We start from the raw sequence: 21,034 nt of genomic DNA, 5'->3' as shown, positions 1-21,034 counted from the left end.
GGTATTCTTAAAGACACAACATAGATGGCAAGGGTGGCAGGCGCTGCGATCCGGACGGATCATCCGATGGCGCTTGCCCCTTGAATGGTGGAGGAGCGGGCCGCGGGGTCTTCGGAGGCCTGCGCGTCAGACGCGTGACTTTCCGAAACATGCAGACCGCATTCGCGCTTTTCGTCGTTTTCCCACCACCAGCGGCCGGCCCGTTCGGGCTCGCCCGGCTTGATGGCGCGGGTACAGGGCTCGCAGCCGATCGACGGATAGCCGCGGGCGTGCATGGGATTGATCGGAATATGCTCGGCCGCGACATGCGCGTTGATGCGGTCGATGTCCCAGTCCGCCAGCGGATTGATCTTGATCAGGTTGCGCTCGGCGTCGAATTCGGCAAACGGCGTCGTCGCCCTGTTGCCGGACTGTCCGCGGCGAAGCCCGGTGATCCAGATCTCGGCGCCGGACAGTGCCTGAGCGAGCGGCACCAGCTTCCTCACACGACAGCAGGCGTGGCGGGCTTCGACGCTGTCATAGAAACCATTGATGCCGTAGGTCTCGACAAACGCATCGACATCGTCCTTATCAGGGTAGAACCTGATGATCTCGAGGTCGTAGCGCGCTTCGGTCTCGGCGATCAGGTCGACGGTTTCGCGAAACAGCCGGCCGGTCTCCAGCGTCGATACCTCGATCGGCATACGATGCATGCCGATCGCAGCGGTAATCACCTGATCCTCGATCCCGAGCGACGTGGTGAACACGGCGCGGCCGAGCCCTGCCACAAGCGACAGACGGCCGGCAAGGTCGAGGCCTGCAAGGCGAGTATCGAGATTTGCTGCAAGTGCCTGATGGTCAAGCCTTGCCACGTCCTGAAAGGTCATCGGTCATCTTCCGTAAGCAATGGCAAGATTATTGTCGGACCCGTTGCGGAAAGACAGGAAAAGCCGTTTCAACCTTCGGACTGCGGGAGCAAATATCTCTCCAAAGCTTCGCCTACACAGAAAACCCGACGCCTTAACCAAATGTGAGCCTTTTTTGCCCGCCAATGCGGCCATTGGTTTGTAATTTCTTGCCATTTGCGCTATCCCAGGACCAGGTTTCGCATTGCGGCATCGCCGCGTGCCGGCCTGCTCCTCGCGAATGCCGGTTGCGGCTTCATCGTGGATGCCCAGAGGAAAAATAAGCGGCGACGTGAGACCGATTTCGGCCTTGCGGCGGCGCTGCTGTTAGTGGTCGCGGTATGATATCCCAGAAGGCGAAATATGCGTTGAGAGCCCTGACGGCCCTGGCGCAGGCGGATCCTGAAGAACCGATGCTGATCTCCGAGATCGCGGTTCAGCAGAGCATTCCGAAAAAGTTTCTGGAGCAGATCCTGCTCGACCTCAAACGTTCGGGGATCGTCGTGTCGCGGCGCGGCAAGCAGGGCGGCTATCTTCTCCTGCGGCCCGCCGACGCCATCACCTTCGGCGAAGTGCTGCGTCTGGTCGACGGACCGATCGCGCCTCTGCCGTGCCTGTCCCAGACCGCCTACCGCAAATGCGACGATTGCGACGGCGAACACCTCTGCGAAATCCGCCACGTCTTCGCCCGCGTCGCCGACGCCACCCGCGACGTTCTGTTCAGCACCACCATCGCCGATGCGGTGGAAGGGGCAGGGGTCGAAGTGGCCGCCGTGGATGCGGACGGTGCGAAGGCCGAGGCCGAACAGGTGCGCGAACTGCTGTCGGCCTGAGCCGGCCTTTTCGCCTCACTGCTCGCCTGTGGTCTTCACGTAGAGATGCGGATCGAAATCCACGCGCTGCGTCTTTCCGTCCGGAGATTTGAGAACCAGTTCCACACCGCCGCCAATCGAATGCATGTAGCGAACGATGGACGAGATGAGTACGTCGTCGGCATGTTCGATCTTGGATACGGTGTTCTGCGTCATTGTCGCGCCACTGGCGACATCCTGCTGGGTTAGCCCCATCGCCTTGCGGATATCCGCCAGAGCTCGACCAAGCCGGCGTTCCGCTCGTTTGTCGTCGAGCCTTGCGCGCACCTCATCCGGCAGTTCTCCGCGCAGGTCTTGCCAGTCAACGCTCATTGCATTCCTCTCCTCAACCACGCGTCAAACCGGGCGTCGGCCTTCGCGATTAACTGCTTGTAGAACAGGGTTTCGTTTGTTCCCTGCTTAGCGCCGCCGCACAGGACGACGGCGGCCTTATTGCGATCGAATGCGAACGCGAACCGCCAGACCTCCCGGGCAAATCGAACCCTGATTTCCTTCATGTTGGCGTATTTCGATCCTCTGAGAGTGTCGACATCAGGGCGACCAAGGAACGGCCCGTCATCTTCGATGTGGTCCAATAATTCTCCGACCAGTTCCTTGAGCTCGAGCGGTAGAAGCTTCCATTCCGGCACGAAGTCCGAATGAAACGTGACACGATAGGACATCTGGCCTCGCCCAATATATATCTTTGAAGGTATCAAATCAAGCGGGTATAGTTGACGCCCCGAGATGCCACTCTCTGCTGCCCCCACAATGAAATCAACCGAAGATTGTGTCTGGATTTCACCCAAACCCGACCAACCTCCCGGATTGCCTTACCCCGTCCTCCGCTTTTCCCAGCACTGCCGTTTCGCCTCTTGGCCTCGCGGGAGCGCGCCCTTGTCGCCGCAGCCTGCGAAAGGGAAACAGTTTTGCCTTGGTTTCGCCATCGATTGACTAAGACGACCCGGTCAGTAGAGTTTGGGGCAGATCACAGGGGAGACATTCATGCTGAGTTTTACCGATGGGATATCGAAGCGGCTTCTGGCACTGGCGCTCGGCGTGACGCTGGCCGCCGGCAGCGTGGCGCCGGCTTTTTCAGCCACCCAGCTCCTCAACGTGTCCTATGACCCGACGCGCGAGCTCTACAAGGATTTCAACGCCGCCTTTGCCAAGCACTGGAAGGCCGAAGGTGGCGATGATGTCGCCATTCGCCAGTCGCATGGCGGTTCCGGCGCGCAGGCCCGCTCCGTCATCGATGGTCTCGGCGCCGATGTCGTGACGCTGGCGCTGGAAAGCGATATCAACGCCATCCAGAAGGCCGGCAAGATCAAGGAAAACTGGCGTTCCCGCCTGCCGAACAATTCCTCGCCCTACACGTCGACGATCGTCTTTTTGGTGCGCAAGGGCAATCCGAAGGGCATCAAGAACTGGGGCGATCTGGTCAAGGGCGACGTTTCGATCGTCACCCCGAACCCGAAGACCTCGGGCGGCGCCCGCTGGAACTATCTGGCAGCCTGGGCCTGGGCCAATGAAGAATTCAAGGGCGACCAGGACAAGATCAAGGCCTATATCGCCGATCTCTACAAGCGCGCTCCCGTCCTCGACACCGGCGCCCGCGGCTCCACGGTGACGTTTGCGCAGCGCCAGATCGGCGACGTGCTGCTTGCCTGGGAAAACGAGGCCTATCTCGCCGGCGAGGAATTCGGCAAGGACGCATTCGACATCGTCGTGCCACCGATCTCGATCCTCGCAGAGCCGCCGGTTGCGGTGGTCGACGCGACGGTCGATGAAAAGGGCACCCGCAAGGTCGCCGAAGCCTATCTTCAGTATCTCTATTCCGACGAAGGCCAGAACATCGCGGCCAAGCACTTCTATCGTCCGTCCAGACGCGATGTGGTAAAGCCTGAATTGCTGAAACAGCTGCCGGATATCAAGCTCGTCACCATCGACGATCCGATCTTCGGCGGTTGGAAAAAGGCCCAGCCGGAACATTTCGGCGATGGCGGCATCTTCGACCAGATCTACAAGCCGGGCAAATAAGTCGGAACCAGAATGACCTCATCCACCGCTGCCACGTCGGCACGATGGCGGGTAAAACAGCCGAGCATCATCCCGGGTTTCGGGTTGACGCTCGGCTTTTCGCTCGCCTACCTGTCGCTTATCATCCTCATTCCGATCGCAGGCCTGCTCTGGCGCACGGCCGAGCTCGGCTGGTCAGGCTTCTTCGCCATCCTCTCGGATCAAAGAACGATCCGGGCTCTCACCGTTTCCTTCGGCACGGCCTTTGCGGCGGCACTCATCAATGTCGTGTTCGGCACGCTGCTCGCCTGGGTTCTGACCCGCTACCGGTTTCCCGGTCGCCGGCTGATCGATGCCATGGTGGATCTGCCGTTCGCGCTTCCGACGGCGGTCGCCGGCATCGCATTCGCCTCGCTCTATGCACCGAATGGCTGGATCGGTTCGCTGTTCATGCCGTTCCGCATCGCTTTTACGCCCTACGGCATCGTCATCGCGCTGATCTTCATCGGTCTTCCCTTCGTCGTGCGCACCGTGCAGCCGATCATGGAAGAGATCGACCGCGAGGTGGAAGAGGCGGCGGCAACGCTCGGCGCCAACCGGTTCCAGACCATCTTCCAGGTTCTGCTGCCGGGCTTGGCGCCCGCCATCCTCACCGGCTTCGCACTCGCCTTTGCCCGCGGCGTCGGCGAATACGGCTCGGTCATCTTCATCGCCGGCAACATTCCCTACGTCTCGGAAATCGCGCCGCTCCTGATCGTTATCCGGCTGGAAGAATTCAACTACGCCGGCGCCACCGCGATCGCCACGATCATGCTGCTGATCTCGTTTGCCATGCTGCTGGTGATCAACCTCATCCAGGCCTGGAGCCGCAGGAGGTATGGTTATGTTTGAAGTTTTCAGAGCTGCCTTGAAAAAGAACCCCTCCCAACCCTCCCCACAAGGGGCAGGGCTTAACCCAGCCGCACCTTCTGATGCAGGAACGCAGCGCTTGCCACGTCGGTTCTCCGCCCTCGTGGGAGGGCCGAAGGACGGGGCGAGACCTGTGGCTCGTCCCCGGTCGCCCGGCAGGGCAGAGAGGGTCTTGTCTTATGTCTAAGTCCACCCGCATCACACGTTTCCGCAGCCCCGCCGATGAAAGCCTCACCACCAAGCTGGTCCTCGTCGGGGTGTCGCTCGTCTTCCTCGGCTTCTTCCTGTTCCTGCCGCTCGTCTCGGTCTTCGTCGAGGCGTTTCGCGATGGCTGGGGTGCTTATGAGGAAGCGCTGGTCGAACCCGATGCCTGGGCCGCGATCGGGTTGACGTTGACGGTCGCTGCCATCGCCGTGCCGCTCAACCTCGTCTTCGGCCTTGCGGCGGCATGGGCCATCGCCAAGTTCGAATTCAAGGGCAAGGCTTTTCTGATCACCCTGATCGACCTGCCGTTCTCGATCTCGCCGGTCATCTCGGGTCTCGTCTATGTGCTTCTGTTCGGCAGTGCCAGCGTGCTCGGACCCTGGCTGAAGAGCTACGGCATCGAGATCCTGTTTGCCGTGCCCGGCATCGTGCTCGCCACCGTGTTCGTCACCTTCCCCTTTATCGCCCGCGAACTGATCCCGCTGATGCAGGACCAGGGTACCGGCGACGAGGAGGCGGCGCTGTCTCTCGGCGCAACCGGCTGGCAGACCTTCTGGTATGTGACGCTGCCGAATATCAAGTGGGGCCTGCTTTATGGCGTGCTTCTCTGCAATGCCCGCGCCATGGGCGAATTCGGTGCCGTCTCGGTCGTATCAGGCCGCATCCGCGGGCTCACCAACACGATGCCGCTGCATGTGGAGATACTCTACAATGAGTACAACATGGTCGCAGCCTTCGCGGTGGCCTCGCTGCTGGCACTTCTGGCGCTCGTCACGCTCGCTCTCAAAACCCTTCTCGAACTTCGGTTCGGTGCCGGCTCGGCCGGCGGCAGACATTAAAGGCTCCCGCTCTATGGAAGTTAGCATCAACAATATCCGCAAGGAATTCGACCGCTTCGCCGCGCTGAACGACGTGTCGCTGAAAATCGCGTCCGGCGAACTGATCGCGCTGCTCGGTCCGTCCGGTTCCGGCAAGACGACGCTGCTGCGGCTGATCGCCGGGCTGGATTTTCCAACCGCCGGCCAGATCTTCTTCGGCGCCGAAGATGCCTCGCATCATTCCGTGCAGGATCGAAATGTCGGCTTCGTGTTCCAGCATTACGCCCTGTTCCGGCATATGACGGTCGCCGAAAACATCGGCTTCGGCCTGAAGGTCCGCCCCTCCGCCAGCCGCCCGTCCAAGACCGAGATCCGCAAGCGCGTCTCTGACCTCCTCGATATGGTCCAGCTTTCGGGGCTCGAAAAGCGCTATCCGAACCAGCTTTCCGGCGGCCAGCGCCAGCGTGTGGCACTGGCCCGCGCCATGGCGATCGAGCCGCGCATCCTGCTGCTCGACGAACCCTTCGGCGCGCTCGATGCAAAAGTCCGCAAGGAACTGCGCCGCTGGCTGCGCGAGTTTCACGATCGCACCGGCCACACCACCGTCTTCGTCACCCACGACCAGGAAGAAGCGCTGGAGCTCGCCGACCGCGTCGTCGTCATGAGCCAGGGCAAGATCGAGCAGGTCGGCTCGGCGGACGACGTCTATGATCGGCCGGGATCGCCCTTCGTGTTCTCCTTCATCGGTGAATCCTCGCATCTGCCGGTCGAGGTAAAGGACGGCACCGTGCTGTTCCAGGGCGAGCCGATCGGCGTTTCCGGAGAGGCGAACAGTTCTGGCGATCTGTATTTCCGCCCCGAAGACGTGGAACTGACGCAGGAGCGGGACGCGCTGTTCGGCAAGGTCACCGCCTCGCGCCGTCTGGCCGGCACCCGCATCGCCGAGATCGATATCTCCAACCCCGGTGGAAGCAACAACCACGAGCCATTCCATGTGGAGATCGAGGTGCCGCTGCACGCACCGATCGAGCTCGGCTCCGAAGCAAGGTTCCGTCCGACCCGCTGGAAGATATTCGGCCGATGACAGGGGGGCTGGTACCGCTTAGGTACCAGCTTTTCCAACTTTAAATTGATCCCCATCAATTTCGGCGGCATCGGATGCTGATATGCAGCCTGCGCGCGTAAGCTTCGGTAAATCAAAACGCGCTATGAAGCTCGCAGTTCGATAGTCCGACAGGTCCCCTATGGCAGATATTGCGCATGAAACGATGGCCCCCGCCGTTGCGGAGGGTGGAGCGGTCTCCGCTGCGGGTCAGATCGGCAGATTTCTCGCCGAGCGCTTGGCGGAGATTCTCGGCAATCGCGGCCTTGCCTTCTATTTCGCGCTGATCGCCTTCACCGTGGCGCTGTCACTCTACGTATTTCTGGAAGAGAACCTGCTCGCAGTCGCCTGGCATCTCATCATCGGCGATGTCACGACCCGCGTCTCGGCCGGCTTCGTTACTGTCGCTTTCGTCGGCACGCTCGCCGCCAGCCGTCACCTGCGCATTCCGCGGCCCGTCTCCCGTATTCCATCCGGCGAAGACCTGCAGAGAGCGCTCGATATCCTGGCGCTCCAGCCCAATGCCAGCGCCGGCCTCGTGCGGCTCGGCGACAAGAAGGTGCTGTTTTCCGATTGCGGCAATGCCTTCGTCATGTATGCCCGCTCCGGCCGGTCCTGGGCGGCGCTGTTTGATCCGGTCGGCTGCCGCAGGGCGTGGCCGGGACTGATCGTCAAGTTCATGAACGCCGCGCGTCGCGATGGCTGCCGCGCCGTGTTCTACCAGGTCTCGCCCGAGTTTCTGCCCTGCGCAGTCGAGGCGGGTCTGAAGCCCTACAAGCTCGGCGAACAGGCCGTTGTCCACCTGACCGATTTCGATCTGAAAGGCGGCGCCTGGCTGAAACTGCGCCGCTCGATCAACCGTGCCGAACGCGACGGGCTGGAATTCTCGCTGCTGCCGGCCGAAGCCGTGCCCGGCGTGATGGACGAGCTTATTGGCGTTTCCCGCGCCTGGCTTGCCGCCCATAACGCCGCCGAAAAGGGCTTTTCGCTCGGCACCTTCCAGCCTGCCTATGTGGCCGCCGGACCTGTCGCCGTCATCCGTCTCGAAGGCCGCATCGTCGCCTTCGCCAATATCCATGCGACGAGTTCCAACGGCGATGCCTTTATCGACCTGATGCGGCATGTGCCCAACACCCATCGCGGCATGATGGATCTGCTCTTCGTGCGCATCATGGAGCACTTCAAGGCGGAAGGGTATCGCACGCTCAATCTCGGCATGGCACCGCTTTCAGGTCTTGCCACCCACCGCCGCGCGCCGCTCTGGAACCATATCGGCAACCGCATCTTCGAAAACGGCGAACGCTTTTACAATTTCCGCGGCGTTCATGCTTTCAAGTCGAAATTCGATCCCGAATGGCAGCCGCGCTACCTTGCCGTTTCCGGCCGCGGCATGCCGCTCGTGGCCCTGTTCGACGTGACCAAGCTGATTGCCGGCGGCCTGAGAGGCATCCTTCGCCGATGAAGCTTCTGCCAGCAATCGTTGCCGGCATCACCGTGGTCGCCGCCGCGGTGAATGCGTTTGAGTGGTGGGCCGGCCCCGGCATTCGAAGCCTGCCGACCGACCGCATCGCCTATCCCGACGCAAAGGCATCCGGCATCGTTCTCCTCTTGTCCGGCACCGAAGGCTGGTCGGACCGCGAACAGACGGTCTCCGATGCACTGGCTGCCGACGGCGCCGTGGTCGTCGGCGTCGATCTGCCCGACTACTACGAGGCGCTGGAGCGCGAAGAAGAGCGCACCTGCCTTTATCTCGTCTCCGATATCGAGGAACTGAGCCGCCGGATCCACCGCGAGCAGGAGATCGCCGCCTACCTCCCGCCGGTCATCGCCGGCATCGGCGGCGGTGGCGCCCTGGCCCTCGCGATCGCCGCCCAGACCCCGGCCTCCACGATCGCAGAAACGATCGCCATCGATCCGCTGGCCTCCATTCCCGTCGAAAAGATCCTCTGCACCCCGGCACCAAAGACGGTGGTCGACGGCGGCGTCGCCTACGGGCTCACGCCAGGCCCGCTTCCGGAACCGGTGCGCATTCTGTTGACGCCGCAGGCAGATCCGGCAGGTGAAGCCCACTCGGATGCACTGAAGCAGACTCATCCGGCAATCGAGATCACCGCCTGGGACGAAACTGCGGAAACCCTGCTGCTGCAAACCGTTTCCACAACGCTTGCCCGCCTTCGCCAGTCATCGTCGCCGCTCGGCCTGCCGATCGTTCCGACCTCGGTCGTGCCGCTGCATGATACGCTGGCGATCATCTATTCCGGCGATGGCGGCTGGCGCGATATCGACCAGAAGCTCGCCGCCTACCTCGTGGAAGACGGCATTCCGGTCGTCGGCGTCGATGCGCTGCGCTATTTCTGGACAGAGAAATCACCGCAGGAGACGGCCGACGATCTCTCCCGCATCATAACCACCTACCGCCAGCGCTGGAACGTCAAAAACGTCGTCCTGATCGGCTATTCCTTCGGCGCCAACATCCTGCCGGCCACCTATCGACTGCTGCCCGAGGCAGACAGACAGGCCGTCTCGTTGCTCTCGCTTCTGGCCCTCTCGCACCAGGCCGATTTCGAGATCGCCGTCACCGGCTGGCTCGGCTGGGCAGGGGCCGCCAAGCAGGGCGATCCGGTCGACGACATCGCCGAGGTCGAGCCGCACAAGATCCAGTGCATCTACGGCACGGAGGAGGAAGACACGGCCTGTCCTGCTGTCGAGGACACCCCCGGCACACTCATCCATTCACGCCCCGGCGGCCACCATTTCGATGGCGACTACCGCGCCCTCAACCGGCTGATCGTGGACCGCATCAAGGCTTTGTCGTCGCCCGCGATGTGATCCGGATCCACTTGCCAGAATAAGCTTCCAGGCGCATCATGCATCGCACTTGCAACGCATGAGGTGATGCTAATGAAAACCGCAACCATCCCGTCGCTGCGCGTCGACCCGGAACTCCGCGCGGCTGCCGAAAGCGTGCTGAAGGAAGGCGAAACGCTATCCGCCTTCGTCGAGGACTCGCTGAAGAGACAGATCGACTACCGAAAGACCCAGGCGGAGTTCATCGCCAGGGGGCTGGCAGGTCTGGCCGAAGCTGAGCGCACCGGTGTTTACTACAGCCATCAAGACGTACTCGACATGTTGGAAAGCAAGCTGGAAAAAGCGAGGGCGAGGAAAGCCGTTGAAACTCGATGACCGTCAGGCTGGTATACACCGCAGCATTCTTTGAGGATATGGACAGGCTGGCGGATTTCCTCATTGAGCGAGATCCTGATCAAGCGATCCGGGCGATTACGGCTATAAAGAAAGCACTTGCTATCCTGATTGACTTTCCACTGATGGCGAGGCGTGCTTCCAGGGAAGATCCCCTCGTCCGGGAGTTGGTCGTGCCATTTGGTTCTTCCGGCTACCTCATTCTCTTCAAGCTCATTGACGATCAAACCGTCACCGTTCTCGCCATCCGCCACCAGCGCGAGGACGACTACCACTGACGCCGCACGACCTTAGCGGTCGCTCATCGCCGCTCTCGGATTGACCCAGGGTTCCTGATTGCTGCGGGGCAGGGGCTGCTTGCCCAGAATATGATCCGCCGCCTTCTCGCCGGTCATGATCGACGGGCCGTTGAGGTTGCCATAGGTCACATGCGGGAAGATCGAACTGTCGGCTACCCGCAGCCCCTCGACGCCGATCACCCGGCATTCCGGATCGACCACGGCCATGGGATCATCGGCCCGGCCCATCCGGCAGGTGCCGCAGGGATGATAGGCGCTTTCCAGATGCTCGCGCAGGAAGGCATCGATCTCCTCGTCGCTCTCAACCTGTTCGCCCGGCTGGATCTCCGGCCCGCGATAATCGTCGAACGCCTTTTGGCTGAAGATCTCGCGCGTCAACCGCACGCAGTGGCGGAACTTAATCCAGTCTTCCTCGTGGCTCATGTAGTTGAAGCGGATGACAGGATCGTCTTTCGGATCGGAGGATCGCAGCGTTACCGCGCCGCGTGACTTCGACAGGTTGTAGCCCACATGCACCTGGAACCCGTGGCTCTTCGCCGCCGCCTTGCCGTCGTATGAAATCGCAACAGGCAAAAAGTGATACTGGATATCCGGCTGTTTCAGGCCGGGCTCCGAGCGGAGGAAGGCGCAGGCCTCGAACTGGTTGGAAGCGCCAAGGCCACCCTTGGTCATCAGCCACTGGGCACCCGCCACGCCCTGCCAGAACCAGGGCAGCCAGGAATAGAGCGAGACAGGCTTGGTCGAGATCTGCTGGAAATAGAACTCCATGTGATCCTGCAGGTTGGCACCGACGCCCGGCCGGTCGGCCACGACCTCGATCCCCATCTCCTTCAGATGCGCCGCCGGCCCGATCCCCGACAGCATCAAGAGTTTCGGCGAGTTGAACGACGAGGCGGCAATGATCACCTCGCGGTTCGCCTTCACCACTTCCGGCACGCCCCTCCGCAGAACTTCGACGCCAATCGCACGACCGTTCTCGATCACGACCTTCTGCGCGAGGCCATAGACGACTTCGACATTCTTCCGCTTCATCGCCGGCCGCAGATAGGCGTTGGCAGCAGACCAGCGGCGACCGTCATGGATCGTCTGCTCCATCAGCCCGAAGCCTTCCTGCTTCGATCCGTTATAATCGTCGGTGGTCTCGAAACCGGCCTCTGCGCCCGCCCGGATAAAGGCGTGGAACAGCGGATTGGTCATCGGCCCGCGCTGAACATGCATCGGCCCATCCGTGCCGCGCCATCCCGCTTCGCCGCCGTGGGCCGTTTCCATCCGCTTGAAATAGGGCAGCACATCCGCATAAGACCAGCCGGTCGCGCCGAGATCCTCCCAGCGGTTGTAGTCTTCCGCATGGCCGCGCACATAGACGAGACCATTGATCGACGAAGACCCACCCAGCACCTTGCCCCGCGGCGCGGTAATCCGCCGGTTGCCGAGGTTCAGTTCCGGCTCCGAATAATATCCCCAGTTGTAGCGCTTCATGCTCATCGGCCAGGCAAGTGCCGCCGGCATCTGGATAAACGGACCATAATCGGTACCGCCCGCCTCGATCACGATGACCGAATGCTTCCCGTCCTCGGACAGCCGATAGGCCATGGCCGAACCCGCCGAACCCGAGCCGATGATGACGAAATCTGCACTTTTCATATCCGAGCTTTCATGTTGAGCAGAAGCCAATGGCAACCTTACCCTCCCCTTGAGGGGGGGGTGGGGTGAATTGGGTGGGGTAGAAAAAAGGTCACCCCCACCCGCAGCTTTGCTGCGACCTCCCCCCTCAAGGGGGAGATGAAGTTCAATACGGCGCCTCGACCTTGCCCATTCCCACATAGACCGTCTTCAGCTCCGAATAATGCTCCAGCGCCGCAAGCGAGTTTTCGCGGCCGAAGCCCGATTGTTTTGATCCGCCGAAGGGGATTTCTACCGGGCAGAGATTGTAGGTGTTGATCCAAAGCGTGCCCGCTTCGAGAAGATCGGCGACGCGATGGCCGCGTGTCAGATCGGCGGTAAAGACCCCGGCGGAGAGGCCGAATTCGGTCGCGTTGGCGCGCGCGATCACCTCTTCCTCGTTATCGAAGTCGAGCACGCACATGACGGGTCCGAAGATCTCTTCACGGGCGATGGTCATGTCGTCGGTGACGTCGGCAAACACCGTCGGCTGGATGTAATAGCCTTCGCCCGAGACATTGTTGGGAATGCCGCCGCCGGTGACGACCGTCGCGCCTTCCGAGATGCCTTTTTCGATATAGGACATCACCTTCTGGCGTTGATCGAAGGAGACCATCGGCCCCACCTGGGTTGCCTCGTCCATCGGGTCGCCGATCACCATCTTTTCGGTGCGGGCCTTCAGCCGCGACAGGAATTCGTCCCGGATCGCCTTCTGCACGAACACGCGGGTGCCGTTGGAGCAGACCTGTCCGGTCGAATAGAAATTGCCGAGCATCGCCCCACCGATGGCGGAATCGATATCGGCATCCTCGAACACGATCAGCGGCGACTTGCCGCCCAGTTCCATCGTCACATGCTTGAGGTTGCCGGCAGCGCTCGCCGCCACCTTGCGGCCAGTCGGCACCGAGCCGGTCAGCGACACCTTGGCCACATCAGGGTGTTCGACCAGAAGCGGTCCGGTCGTCCGGTCGCCCTGGATAACGTTGAAGAGGCCCTTCGGCAGGCCGGCCTCGATCAGGATCTCGGCGATCTTGAGCGCGCCGAGCGGCGTGTTTTCGGACGGCTTGAACACCATCGCATTGCCGGCGGCGAGCGCCGGTGCGCCCTTCCAGCAGGCGATCTGCTGCGGATAGTTCCAGGCGCCGATGCCGACGCAGACGCCGAGTGGCACCCGCTTCGTATAGGCAAAATCGCCGCCGAGCGGGATGTACTGACCATTCATTCCGGCCGCGATCACGCCGCCGAAGAACTCGAAACTGTCGGCGCCCGATGTCGGGTCGGCGACGATCGTCTCCTGGATCGGCTTGCCGGTATCGAGCGTCTCCAGCTCGGAAAGCTCTCGGTTGCGGGTCCGCATGATCTCGGCTGCCCGCTTCAGGATCCGGCCGCGAGCAGTCGGGCTCATTGCCGCCCATTCCGGCTGGGCGCGCTTGGCGGCGGCGATCGCCTTTTCGACGATGGCGGGCGTTGCCGCATGCAACCTTGCGATCACTTCACCCGTCGCCGGGTAAAGGCTCTCGATGACGCTGCCATCGGTATCCTCGACATACTCGCCGTCGATGAAATGGCTGGCGACTGGTTGTGCTTTCATGGGTCTTCTCCGTTCCTTGGCGCCTATTCCCCGCGGGGATAGCGCTTGGACTCTTCCAGATTGTCGAGGTTCATATGGTTGCGCATGTAGCGCTCCGAGGCTTTCTGCAAGGGTTGGTGATCCCACGGGTAATAGGCGCCGTTGCGCAGCGCTTCATAGACCACCCAGCGCCGCGCCTGGCTTTCGCGCACGGCCGCGTCGAATTTTGCCATGTCCCACTTTTGCGCCCGCTTGGCGCGAAACCCGTTCATGACGGCGGCATGCGCCGGGTCATGCGCCAGGTTCTTGAGCTCGTGGGGGTCGGCATCGAGGTCGTAGAGCTGTTCGGGATCGAGCTCGCAATGCACGTATTTCCACTTGCCCTCGCGAATGCCCACCAGCGGCGCATGCGAGGCTTCGGCGGCATATTCCATCAGCACCGGCGCGGTGCGGGTGCCGCCATCGATCACCGGCTTCAGGCTTTCGCCATCGGTCCAGGGCATGATCTCGTCCATCGAGATGCCGGCGAGATCGCAAAGCGTTGGCGTGATGTCGAGATTGGAAACCGGCGCGGAGTTTAGCGACGGCGTGATCTGAGGACCGGCGATCATCAGCGGCACCCTGGATGACCCCTCGAAGAAGTTCATCTTGAACCACAATCCGCGCTCGCCCAGCATGTCGCCATGGTCGGAGCAGAACAGGATGAACGTGTTATCGAGCATCCGTGTCCGGGTCAGCGTGTCGACCAGCTCACCGACCTTTTCGTCGATATAGGAGATGTTGGCGAAATAGCCTTGGCGCGCCCGCCGCACATGCTCGTCGGTGATCTCGAAAGCCGGATAGTCGCAGGACTTGAGGATGCGGGCCGAATGCGGATCCTGCTCTGCGAGCATGCCGACCTCGGGCATCAGGTGTTCGCAGTCGTTATACAGGTCCCAGAACTTCCGGCGTGCCACATAGGGGTCGTGCGGATGCGTGAACGACACCGTTAATGCCCAGGGCCTGCGGTCTTCGTCGTCGTTGTCGCGGCTGAGATGATAGAGCTTCTGGTTGGCGAGGAAGGCCACCTCGTCGTCATATTCCATCTGGTTGGAAATCTCGGCAACGCCAGCACCAGTGACAGAACCCATGTTGTGATACCACCAGTCGATCCGCTCGCCCGGCTTGCGGTAATCCGGCGTCCAGCCGAAATCGGCCGGGTAGATGTCGGTGGTCAGCCGTTCCTCGAACCCGTGCATCTGGTCCGGTCCGACGAAATGCATCTTGCCCGACAGCGCCGTGTAATAGCCGGCGCGGCGCAGGTGATGCGCATAGGTCGGGATCGACGAGACATATTCGGCGGCATTGTCATAGACCCCGGTCCTGCTCGGCAGCTGCCCCGCCATGAACGAGGCGCGGGCCGGCGCGCAAAGCGGCGACGAGGTGTAGTTGTTCTGGAAGCGGGCCGAACGTGCAGCCAGCGCCTTCAGGTGCGGCACATGCAGCCAGTCCGCCGGCCCATCCGGAAACAGCGTGCCGTTCATCTGGTCGACCATGATGATGAGAATGTTCGGACGGGACATGACCGGGCTGCTTTTCTTGGAGATGAGGAAGACCGCCAGAATGAGTTATTTTCGATTGGCCGCGCAATCAAGCAGGGATTGCGAACAGCGCTGTCTCAAAAACGCACGGCCGGGGACTGTGGGGGAAATCCCTGTGGAAGCTTAAGCTTGGCTCGTGGCGTTGACGCGGGACCGCACCTGCCCAAGCCAGACGATGTAATATTTACAACTCATTGTATTAGAAACATAAATTACTGTCATGGAAGTTTCATCGAACTGTCATTTGCGGGAAAGGTATTTTTGACCAATGGAGGCAAAGGTGGCGCCCGTGAATAAGGCGCCGGGCGGATCTCGCCCACGCAGTAAATGGGGTGAATTGCATGTCGTCTGCGGCCGTTCTGGAACCGGGCGTTTTCCGTCGCTATGCCAGCGATCAGCTTTTGCCGCTGGCAAAGCTTGTCATTGAGAACGCCTTCCAGCCGATCGTGGAGGTCGCCACCGGGTCCGTGTTCGGCTATGAATCGCTGCTGCGCGGCCATGACCGTCTCGGCTTTGCCTCGCCGCTCGAACTGATCGACCAGGCCCATGACGGCGGCCAGCTTCTGGCGCTCGAACAGATGGTCGCCCACCGGGCACTTGCCAAATTCGCTGGCCTTCCGGATTTCTCCAGCCAGACGCTGTTTCTCAATCTCGATGTCCGGATGATCCGCGACGGCCAGCTTTTCCTTGAAAAGATCGTCCAGCACCTGCGCCAGGCAGGCGTCGCACCGTCCTCGGTCTGCTTCGAGCTGTCCGAGCGGTTCGACAACACCTCGGTGCCGGAATTTGCCGAGTTGATGAGCGAGATGCGCAAGGCAGGCTTCAAGCTGGCGATTGACGATTTCGGCGTCGGCCATGGCGAGATGAAGCTGCTCTGCGACTACCCGGTCGACTACCTGAAGATCGACCGGCACTTCATTTCGGATATCGATGTCAATCCGCGCAAACGGCATCTCGTCAAGAACATCGTCAATATTGCCCATGTGCTCGGCATCCGCGTGATTGCCGAAGGCATCGAGACCGAGGCCGAATTTCTGGCCTGCCGTGAATACGGCGTCGATCTGGTACAGGGCTATTTCATCGCAAGACCCACCAGCTTCGTCACGGAGTTGCAGCCGGCCTATCCGCATCTGGCCGCAATCGGTCTGTCGCGCCGCTCCAGCCAGTCTCTCGACGAAATCCTCATCCGCAAGCAGATCGAAAAACTGCCGACCGTGTTCGAGAACGAGAGCATCGACAGCGTCTTTGAACTGTTTCGCCGCAATCCGCGCCAGGCCTTCTTTCCGGTGCTGAACGCCAATGGCGAACCGCGCGGCGTCATCAACGAATATCACCTCAAGGAATTTATCTATCAGCCCTTCGGCCGCGATCTCCTAAAGAACAAGGTCTATGAGCGCACCATCGCCCATTTCGTCGAGCGCGCGCCGATCATCGGTCTGGATGCCGAGGCGGAAGAGCTGATGAGCCTGTTTGCCAACATGGAAAACAGCGCCTGCGTCATCCTTACCGAAAACATGCGTTATGCCGGCGTCGTCTCGGCGGCATCGCTGATCAAGGTGGTCAACGAAAAGCAGCTGAAGATCGCCCAGGACCAGAACCCGCTGACGGGTCTTCCCGGCAACCGGGCCATCCGCGACTTCATGTACCAGGCCGGCCGCGATGACGACGAGCAGCGCTTCTTCTGCTATTGCGACTTCGACCATTTCAAGCCGTTCAACGATCATTACGGCTTCCAGATGGGCGACCACGCAATCTCGCTGTTTGCGGCGCTGATGAAGCGCTACTTCTTCTCCGACGAACATTTTCTGGGCCATGTCGGCGGCGACGATTTCTTTATCGGCATTCGCGACTGGTCCCGCGACGAGTTGGAGGAAATCCTCGAGCGTCTGCTGTCGGATTTCCACGATGACGCCGTTGCGCTCTATTCGGAAGAGGAGCGGGCGGCAGGCCGGATCCGTGGCCATGACCGCACCGGCGTGGAGCGCGATTTCCCTTTGCTGCGCTGCTCGATCGGCGTCGTGCATCTGCCGCAGGGCCTGATCCTCGACGATATCGCCCGGATCGGAACGGAGATCGCAACGGTTAAGGTGGCCGCCAAGGAGAGCGACCGAGGCCTCGTCTTCGCAAGCTATGGTGATGCGGCAGAGTAGCGCCACACCGGCTCAACCGGATGCATGCATCCAACCTCCGCCTTTCCAAGCAGGGGGCACTGTCCTAAGTCAGTCGTCAGATACTGACAGGAGTAGACCCATGTCCATGCCGTCCCAGATGCGTTTCGTCGACCTGCCGTCCTTCGGCGCGCCCGATGTAATGACCCATGCCACCGGCCCGTGCCCGTCGGCCCGATCAGGCGAAATTCTGATCAAGGTGGAAGCCGCCGGCGTCAACCGGCCCGACGTCGCCCAGCGCCAGGGAAACTACCCGGCGCCGAAGGATGCAAGCCCGATCCTTGGCCTCGAAGTCGCCGGTGAAGTGGTGGCGCTCGGCGAGGGCGTGACCGAATTTGCAATCGGCGACAAGGTCTGCGGCCTGTCGAATGGCGGCGGCTATGCGGAATATTGCGTCGTGCCGGCTGGCCAGGCGCTGCCATGGCCGAAAGGCTATGATGCGGTGAAAGCCGCAGCCGTGCCGGAAACCTTCTTCACCGTCTGGGCCAACCTCTTCCAGATGGCAGGCCTGACCGGAGGCGAGACCGTGCTGATCCATGGCGGCTCGAGCGGCATCGGCACGACCGCGATCCAGCTCGCCAAGGCATTCGGCGCGACGGCCTATGCGACCGCCGGCTCGAAGGATAAATGCGAGGCCTGCGAAAAGCTCGGTGCGACCAAGGCGATCAATTACAAGACCGAGGACTTTGCCGAGGTGATCAAGGCCGAGACCGACGGCAAGGGCGTCGATGTGGTGCTCGACATGATCGGCGCATCCTACTTCGAGAAGAACCTTTCGGTCCTTGCCAAGGACGGCTGCCTGTCGATCATCGCGTTTCTCGGCGGCAACATGGCGGAAAAGGTCAATCTCTCGCCGATCATGGTCAAGCGCCTGACGGTGACAGGATCGACCATGCGGCCCCGCACCGCTGACGAAAAGCGGGCAATCCGCGACGAACTGCTGAGCGAGGTCTGGCCGCTTCTCGAGGCCGGCAAGGTCTCACCCGTCATCCATTCCGTGGTGCCGTTTGACGACGTGGTCGAGGCGCACCGGCTGATGGAAACCAGCAGCCATATCGGCAAGATCGTGATGAAGCTGGGGTGAGGAAACGTGGGGGCAGGGGTGGCCTTGGGCATCGCCCGGAAGGCACCCCGCCGCCGGCTGCGCGAATAGTGGTCGAACCGCCGCCGATCCGCAACTAAATAATATCTTCGATTGTTTACATAACTTGCCTTGCAAGCGCCGCAGATCGCACCTACCTTCTGATCATCATCAACGTAATGAAAGGAAGGTGGTCCAATGTCTAATGAGATTTCGGTCTGTGTAGCGGGCAATGGAAAGTTGTTGGTCTTGACGGGGCAGCCCTCGGCCTGAATGACATCTTCCTTCGGACTGCATGATTGCAGCCCGGGTTCGTTCAACCGGACCAAACTCATGGAAGGGCCGCTCAAGCGGCCCTTTTCCATGTCTGCCGGTCGCAAATTTCGATGGTCTTCCATCCTGCCTGGCAATGATGACCAATTCCCTGACATGCACCCTGGAAAGACATGCATGGCGCGCATGGGTGGCCTGACGCTTCAGTGCTTCTGCTTCATCCTTGGGCAGCGTATAACGAGGTCATCGAAGCAAGAGAAAGCGCCAGCATCTGGCAGCTGAAGCTTCGAAAGCCTCAGGAAAGGGGATCATCATGAACGTAGCACGCACCATCAACAACTGGCGCAAGTATCGTCAGACGGTCACCGAACTGGACCGTATGACCTCGCGCGAACTCCACGACCTCGGTATCGACCGTAGCGATATCCGTCGTGTCGCACGCACTGCCGTCGGCTTCTGATCGGTTTCTGATCGTATAATCCGAATGTTTGCAAACGCTCGCAAGTCTGCGGGCGTTTTGCGTTTCATGCATGGCTCCCATGCATCGCGGCACTGCTCTCCCGGCTAGATGCCGATCCGTCCGAGCGCCGGCACCTTGATGCCCGGCCGGGCGAGATCGAGGCCCGCGACGAGACCGAGGAAATGGACCTCGATGCCGCTCCGCACCCCCACCGAAAAGCCTAACAGTCCACGCAGCGTCACATGCAGGTCGCGGCTGTCCTCGTCCAGATGCACGAATTCCCCATCCGGCAGATAGTCGCGGCCCACCGCATGCGGCGGAAGCACCGCGCCGATCTCAGGCACGGTGCGCAGCACATAGGCCACGAACGTATTGGAATTCGGCCCCGGCCAGATCGTGTAGCCGCCGGGCTCGGCGTAAGGGTAGGCGGCAATCGCGCCTTCGATCTTGGGGATCAGCAGCTCCGCCTTCGATCCGGTGATCGATGTCACCAGCTGCGGCGGGTTCGAATACCAGAAGGCATCCGGATCGCGGTGGTTGCGGCGGATCGGGTTGCCCCAGCCAACCTTGTCATAGCGGGTATAGGTGGCCGCACCCTTTGCCTTGGTCACGATCCAGGCATGGCTTGCCACCGAACCTTTCAATCCGCCCGTCATCGCCGAGAAAATATAGATCGCCGCATCGTTGCTTTCGTTCGCCTTGGGAAGGATGCCGGCCGACGACCAGCGCGCGGCACTCCAGCCGGACGGGTGTTCGCGCATCGCCCAAAGGCCGGCGGAAGCGAAGGTGGGAAGAAGGTAGACGACGAAGATAAGGAGCAGCAGTCGCTTTACCGATTTCATAAACATTCCCGTGCAACAAATCGCCGAAACGGCTATCAACGCCGCCGAAATGGCGTTTAAGCCGAATGAGCAATAGAAGCCGGCAAATTCAGGACTGACCGATGCAAAATCCCGTGACCGTTGAAGTGACCCGCGGCTCTCTCGTCGAAAGCCGCCATCGCGGCCTCGGCGTCGTCGTGGATGGCGAAGGCAAGACGCTGTTTTCCTTCGGTGATGCGGAAGCCGGCGTGTTTCCGCGGTCCTCCTGCAAGGCCATGCAGGCGCTGCCGCTGATCGAAAGCGGTGCAGCCGATGCCTATGGGTTCGGCAACAAGGAACTGGCATTTTCCTGCGCCTCCCATTCCGGCGAGGACGCGCATGTGGCCATGGCCGCCTCGATGCTCGCCAAGGCCGGCAAGAGTGTCGACGACATGGAATGCGGCGCCCACTGGGCATCCGAACAGGCCTCGCTCATCCACCAGGCCCGCACCATCGAATATCCAACGGCTTTGCATAACAACTGCTCCGGAAAACATTCCGGCTTCGTCTGCACCTGCGTCCATTCGGGCACGCACTTGAAGGGCTATGTCGATTACGACCATCCGCTGCAGAAGGAAATCCGCGACGTGATGGGTAGCCTCACGGGTGCGGTTCTGGCTGAAGACAATTGCGGCATCGACGGTTGCTCGATCCCGACCTATGCCGTGCCGCTCAAGGGCCTCGCCCACGGCTTTGCGAAAATGCTGACCGGCACCGGCCTGTCCAACGAACGGGCGAAAGCATCGCGCCGGCTGATGGATGCCTGCATGGCCGAACCCTTCTACGTCGCCGGCACTGGCCGCGCCTGCACCAAGCTGATGGAACTGGCGCCGGGCAAGATCTTTGCCAAGACCGGTGCCGAAGGCGTCTTCGTCGCGGCACTTCCCGATCAGGGCATTGCCATGGCGGTCAAATGCGAGGACGGTACGACCCGCGCCGCCGAAGCGATGATCTTCGCGCTCATCGCCCGCTATTTCGAAAAGGGCGGCGAAACGCAGGAAAAGCTGATGGCGATGGCCAACCGCACGATGAAGAACTGGAACGGCCTCACCGTCGGCGAAGTCCGCGTCACCGACGCACTGTTTGCCTGATA

20 protein-coding genes are annotated in these 21,034 nt (G+C 61.3%); 13 read left to right on the top strand and 7 right to left on the bottom strand.

What is annotated here, in order from left to right; genetic code table 11:
• Positions 1-59: 59 nt before the first annotated feature.
• Positions 60-866 carry a phosphoadenylyl-sulfate reductase gene (locus tag ASG19_RS02280; RefSeq protein WP_062453549.1) on the bottom strand — a complete coding sequence of 269 codons (807 nt, stop codon included), beginning with the start codon at positions 864-866 and terminating at the stop codon, positions 60-62.
• Positions 867-1,225: 359 nt separating this feature from the next.
• Between ASG19_RS02280 and ASG19_RS02275 the strand changes: the two genes are divergently transcribed.
• Positions 1,226-1,717, top strand: coding sequence for an Rrf2 family transcriptional regulator (locus tag ASG19_RS02275; protein ID WP_062453548.1), 492 nt, complete (start codon positions 1,226-1,228; stop codon positions 1,715-1,717).
• Between the two features lie 15 nt (positions 1,718-1,732).
• On the opposite strand, the gene ASG19_RS02270 is transcribed toward ASG19_RS02275, so the two are convergent.
• Together ASG19_RS02270 and ASG19_RS02265 are read right to left on the bottom strand one after the other, a co-directional pair.
• On the bottom strand, positions 1,733-2,068 hold the full coding sequence (locus ASG19_RS02270) for a helix-turn-helix domain-containing protein (protein ID WP_062453547.1): 336 nt from the start codon (positions 2,066-2,068) through the stop codon (positions 1,733-1,735).
• Positions 2,065-2,418 carry a type II toxin-antitoxin system RelE/ParE family toxin gene (locus ASG19_RS02265; RefSeq protein WP_062454804.1) on the bottom strand — a complete coding sequence of 118 codons (354 nt, stop codon included), beginning with the start codon at positions 2,416-2,418 and terminating at the stop codon, positions 2,065-2,067. The genes ASG19_RS02270 and ASG19_RS02265 overlap by 4 nt, the downstream gene beginning before the upstream one ends.
• A gap of 322 nt (positions 2,419-2,740) precedes the next feature.
• Between ASG19_RS02265 and ASG19_RS02260 the strand changes: the two genes are divergently transcribed.
• The 8 genes from ASG19_RS02260 (at position 2,741) to ASG19_RS02225 (ending at position 10,266) form a co-directional block, all read left to right on the top strand.
• Positions 2,741-3,775 (top strand): sulfate ABC transporter substrate-binding protein, encoded by a 1,035-nt coding sequence (locus tag ASG19_RS02260; protein WP_062453546.1) that lies wholly within the window; start codon positions 2,741-2,743, stop codon positions 3,773-3,775.
• 12 nt (positions 3,776-3,787) lie between these two features.
• Positions 3,788-4,645, top strand: a complete 858-nt coding sequence (gene cysT / locus ASG19_RS02255) for a sulfate ABC transporter permease subunit CysT (RefSeq protein WP_062453545.1) — start codon at positions 3,788-3,790, stop codon at positions 4,643-4,645.
• A 197-nt stretch (positions 4,646-4,842) separates the two neighbouring features.
• Positions 4,843-5,706, top strand: a complete 864-nt coding sequence (gene cysW / locus ASG19_RS02250) for a sulfate ABC transporter permease subunit CysW (RefSeq protein WP_062453544.1) — start codon at positions 4,843-4,845, stop codon at positions 5,704-5,706.
• Between the two features lie 13 nt (positions 5,707-5,719).
• Entirely contained in the window at positions 5,720-6,769 is a 1,050-nt protein-coding gene (locus tag ASG19_RS02245; protein WP_062453543.1) for a sulfate/molybdate ABC transporter ATP-binding protein, read from the top strand.
• Between the two features lie 160 nt (positions 6,770-6,929).
• The gene (locus ASG19_RS02240) at positions 6,930-8,249 is read left to right on the top strand and encodes a phosphatidylglycerol lysyltransferase domain-containing protein (protein ID WP_062453542.1); all 1,320 of its coding nucleotides are present in this window, start codon (positions 6,930-6,932) and stop codon (positions 8,247-8,249) included.
• Positions 8,246-9,616 carry an AcvB/VirJ family lysyl-phosphatidylglycerol hydrolase gene (locus tag ASG19_RS02235; protein WP_062453541.1) on the top strand — a complete coding sequence of 457 codons (1,371 nt, stop codon included), beginning with the start codon at positions 8,246-8,248 and terminating at the stop codon, positions 9,614-9,616. Before ASG19_RS02240 ends, ASG19_RS02235 begins: the two co-directional genes overlap by 4 nt.
• A 72-nt stretch (positions 9,617-9,688) precedes the next feature.
• Positions 9,689-9,970, top strand: a complete 282-nt coding sequence (locus ASG19_RS02230) for a YlcI/YnfO family protein (RefSeq protein ID WP_062453540.1) — start codon at positions 9,689-9,691, stop codon at positions 9,968-9,970.
• Positions 9,967-10,266 (top strand): type II toxin-antitoxin system RelE/ParE family toxin, encoded by a 300-nt coding sequence (locus ASG19_RS02225; protein ID WP_062453539.1) that lies wholly within the window; start codon positions 9,967-9,969, stop codon positions 10,264-10,266. Before ASG19_RS02230 ends, ASG19_RS02225 begins: the two co-directional genes overlap by 4 nt.
• 12 nt (positions 10,267-10,278) lie before the next feature.
• Here the strand turns inward: ASG19_RS02225 and betA are convergent, their stop codons facing one another.
• The 3 genes from betA to betC form a co-directional block, all read right to left on the bottom strand.
• Positions 10,279-11,931: a choline dehydrogenase gene (gene betA / locus ASG19_RS02220; RefSeq protein ID WP_062453538.1), complete on the bottom strand. Its 1,653-nt coding sequence runs from the start codon at positions 11,929-11,931 to the stop codon at positions 10,279-10,281.
• A gap of 145 nt (positions 11,932-12,076) precedes the next feature.
• Positions 12,077-13,540: a betaine-aldehyde dehydrogenase gene (betB, locus tag ASG19_RS02215; RefSeq protein WP_062453537.1), complete on the bottom strand. Its 1,464-nt coding sequence runs from the start codon at positions 13,538-13,540 to the stop codon at positions 12,077-12,079.
• Positions 13,541-13,563: 23 nt separating this feature from the next.
• Positions 13,564-15,081, bottom strand: a complete 1,518-nt coding sequence (gene betC / locus ASG19_RS02210) for a choline-sulfatase (protein WP_062453536.1) — start codon at positions 15,079-15,081, stop codon at positions 13,564-13,566.
• Between the two features lie 359 nt (positions 15,082-15,440).
• Here betC and ASG19_RS02205 point away from each other — a divergent pair, with 359 nt between their 5' ends.
• The 3 genes from ASG19_RS02205 to ASG19_RS23375 all read left to right on the top strand — a co-directional run bounded on the left by ASG19_RS02205 (position 15,441) and on the right by ASG19_RS23375 (position 19,081).
• Positions 15,441-17,249, top strand: coding sequence for an EAL domain-containing protein (locus ASG19_RS02205; RefSeq protein WP_062453535.1), 1,809 nt, complete (start codon positions 15,441-15,443; stop codon positions 17,247-17,249).
• A gap of 100 nt (positions 17,250-17,349) precedes the next feature.
• Entirely contained in the window at positions 17,350-18,351 is a 1,002-nt protein-coding gene (locus tag ASG19_RS02200) for an NAD(P)H-quinone oxidoreductase (protein WP_062453534.1), read from the top strand.
• Positions 18,352-18,934: 583 nt separating this feature from the next.
• Positions 18,935-19,081, top strand: a complete 147-nt coding sequence (locus ASG19_RS23375) for a DUF1127 domain-containing protein (RefSeq protein ID WP_082471856.1) — start codon at positions 18,935-18,937, stop codon at positions 19,079-19,081.
• A gap of 104 nt (positions 19,082-19,185) precedes the next feature.
• Here ASG19_RS23375 and ASG19_RS02195 read toward each other — a convergent pair whose 3' ends face one another.
• Positions 19,186-19,923 (bottom strand): DUF3750 domain-containing protein, encoded by a 738-nt coding sequence (locus ASG19_RS02195; RefSeq protein WP_062453533.1) that lies wholly within the window; start codon positions 19,921-19,923, stop codon positions 19,186-19,188.
• A 101-nt stretch (positions 19,924-20,024) separates the two neighbouring features.
• On the opposite strand from ASG19_RS02195, the gene ASG19_RS02190 reads away from it, so the two are divergent.
• On the top strand, positions 20,025-21,032 hold the full coding sequence (locus ASG19_RS02190) for an asparaginase (protein WP_062453532.1): 1,008 nt from the start codon (positions 20,025-20,027) through the stop codon (positions 21,030-21,032).
• Positions 21,033-21,034 lie beyond the last annotated feature (2 nt).

It is taken from the genome of Rhizobium sp. Leaf306, from assembly GCF_001423425.1.
Taxonomy (GTDB): Bacteria; Pseudomonadota; Alphaproteobacteria; order Rhizobiales; family Rhizobiaceae; genus Neorhizobium; species Neorhizobium soli.
The sequence above is the reverse complement of the archived record's forward strand: the minus strand, read 5'-3'. Positions and strand labels throughout refer to the sequence as shown.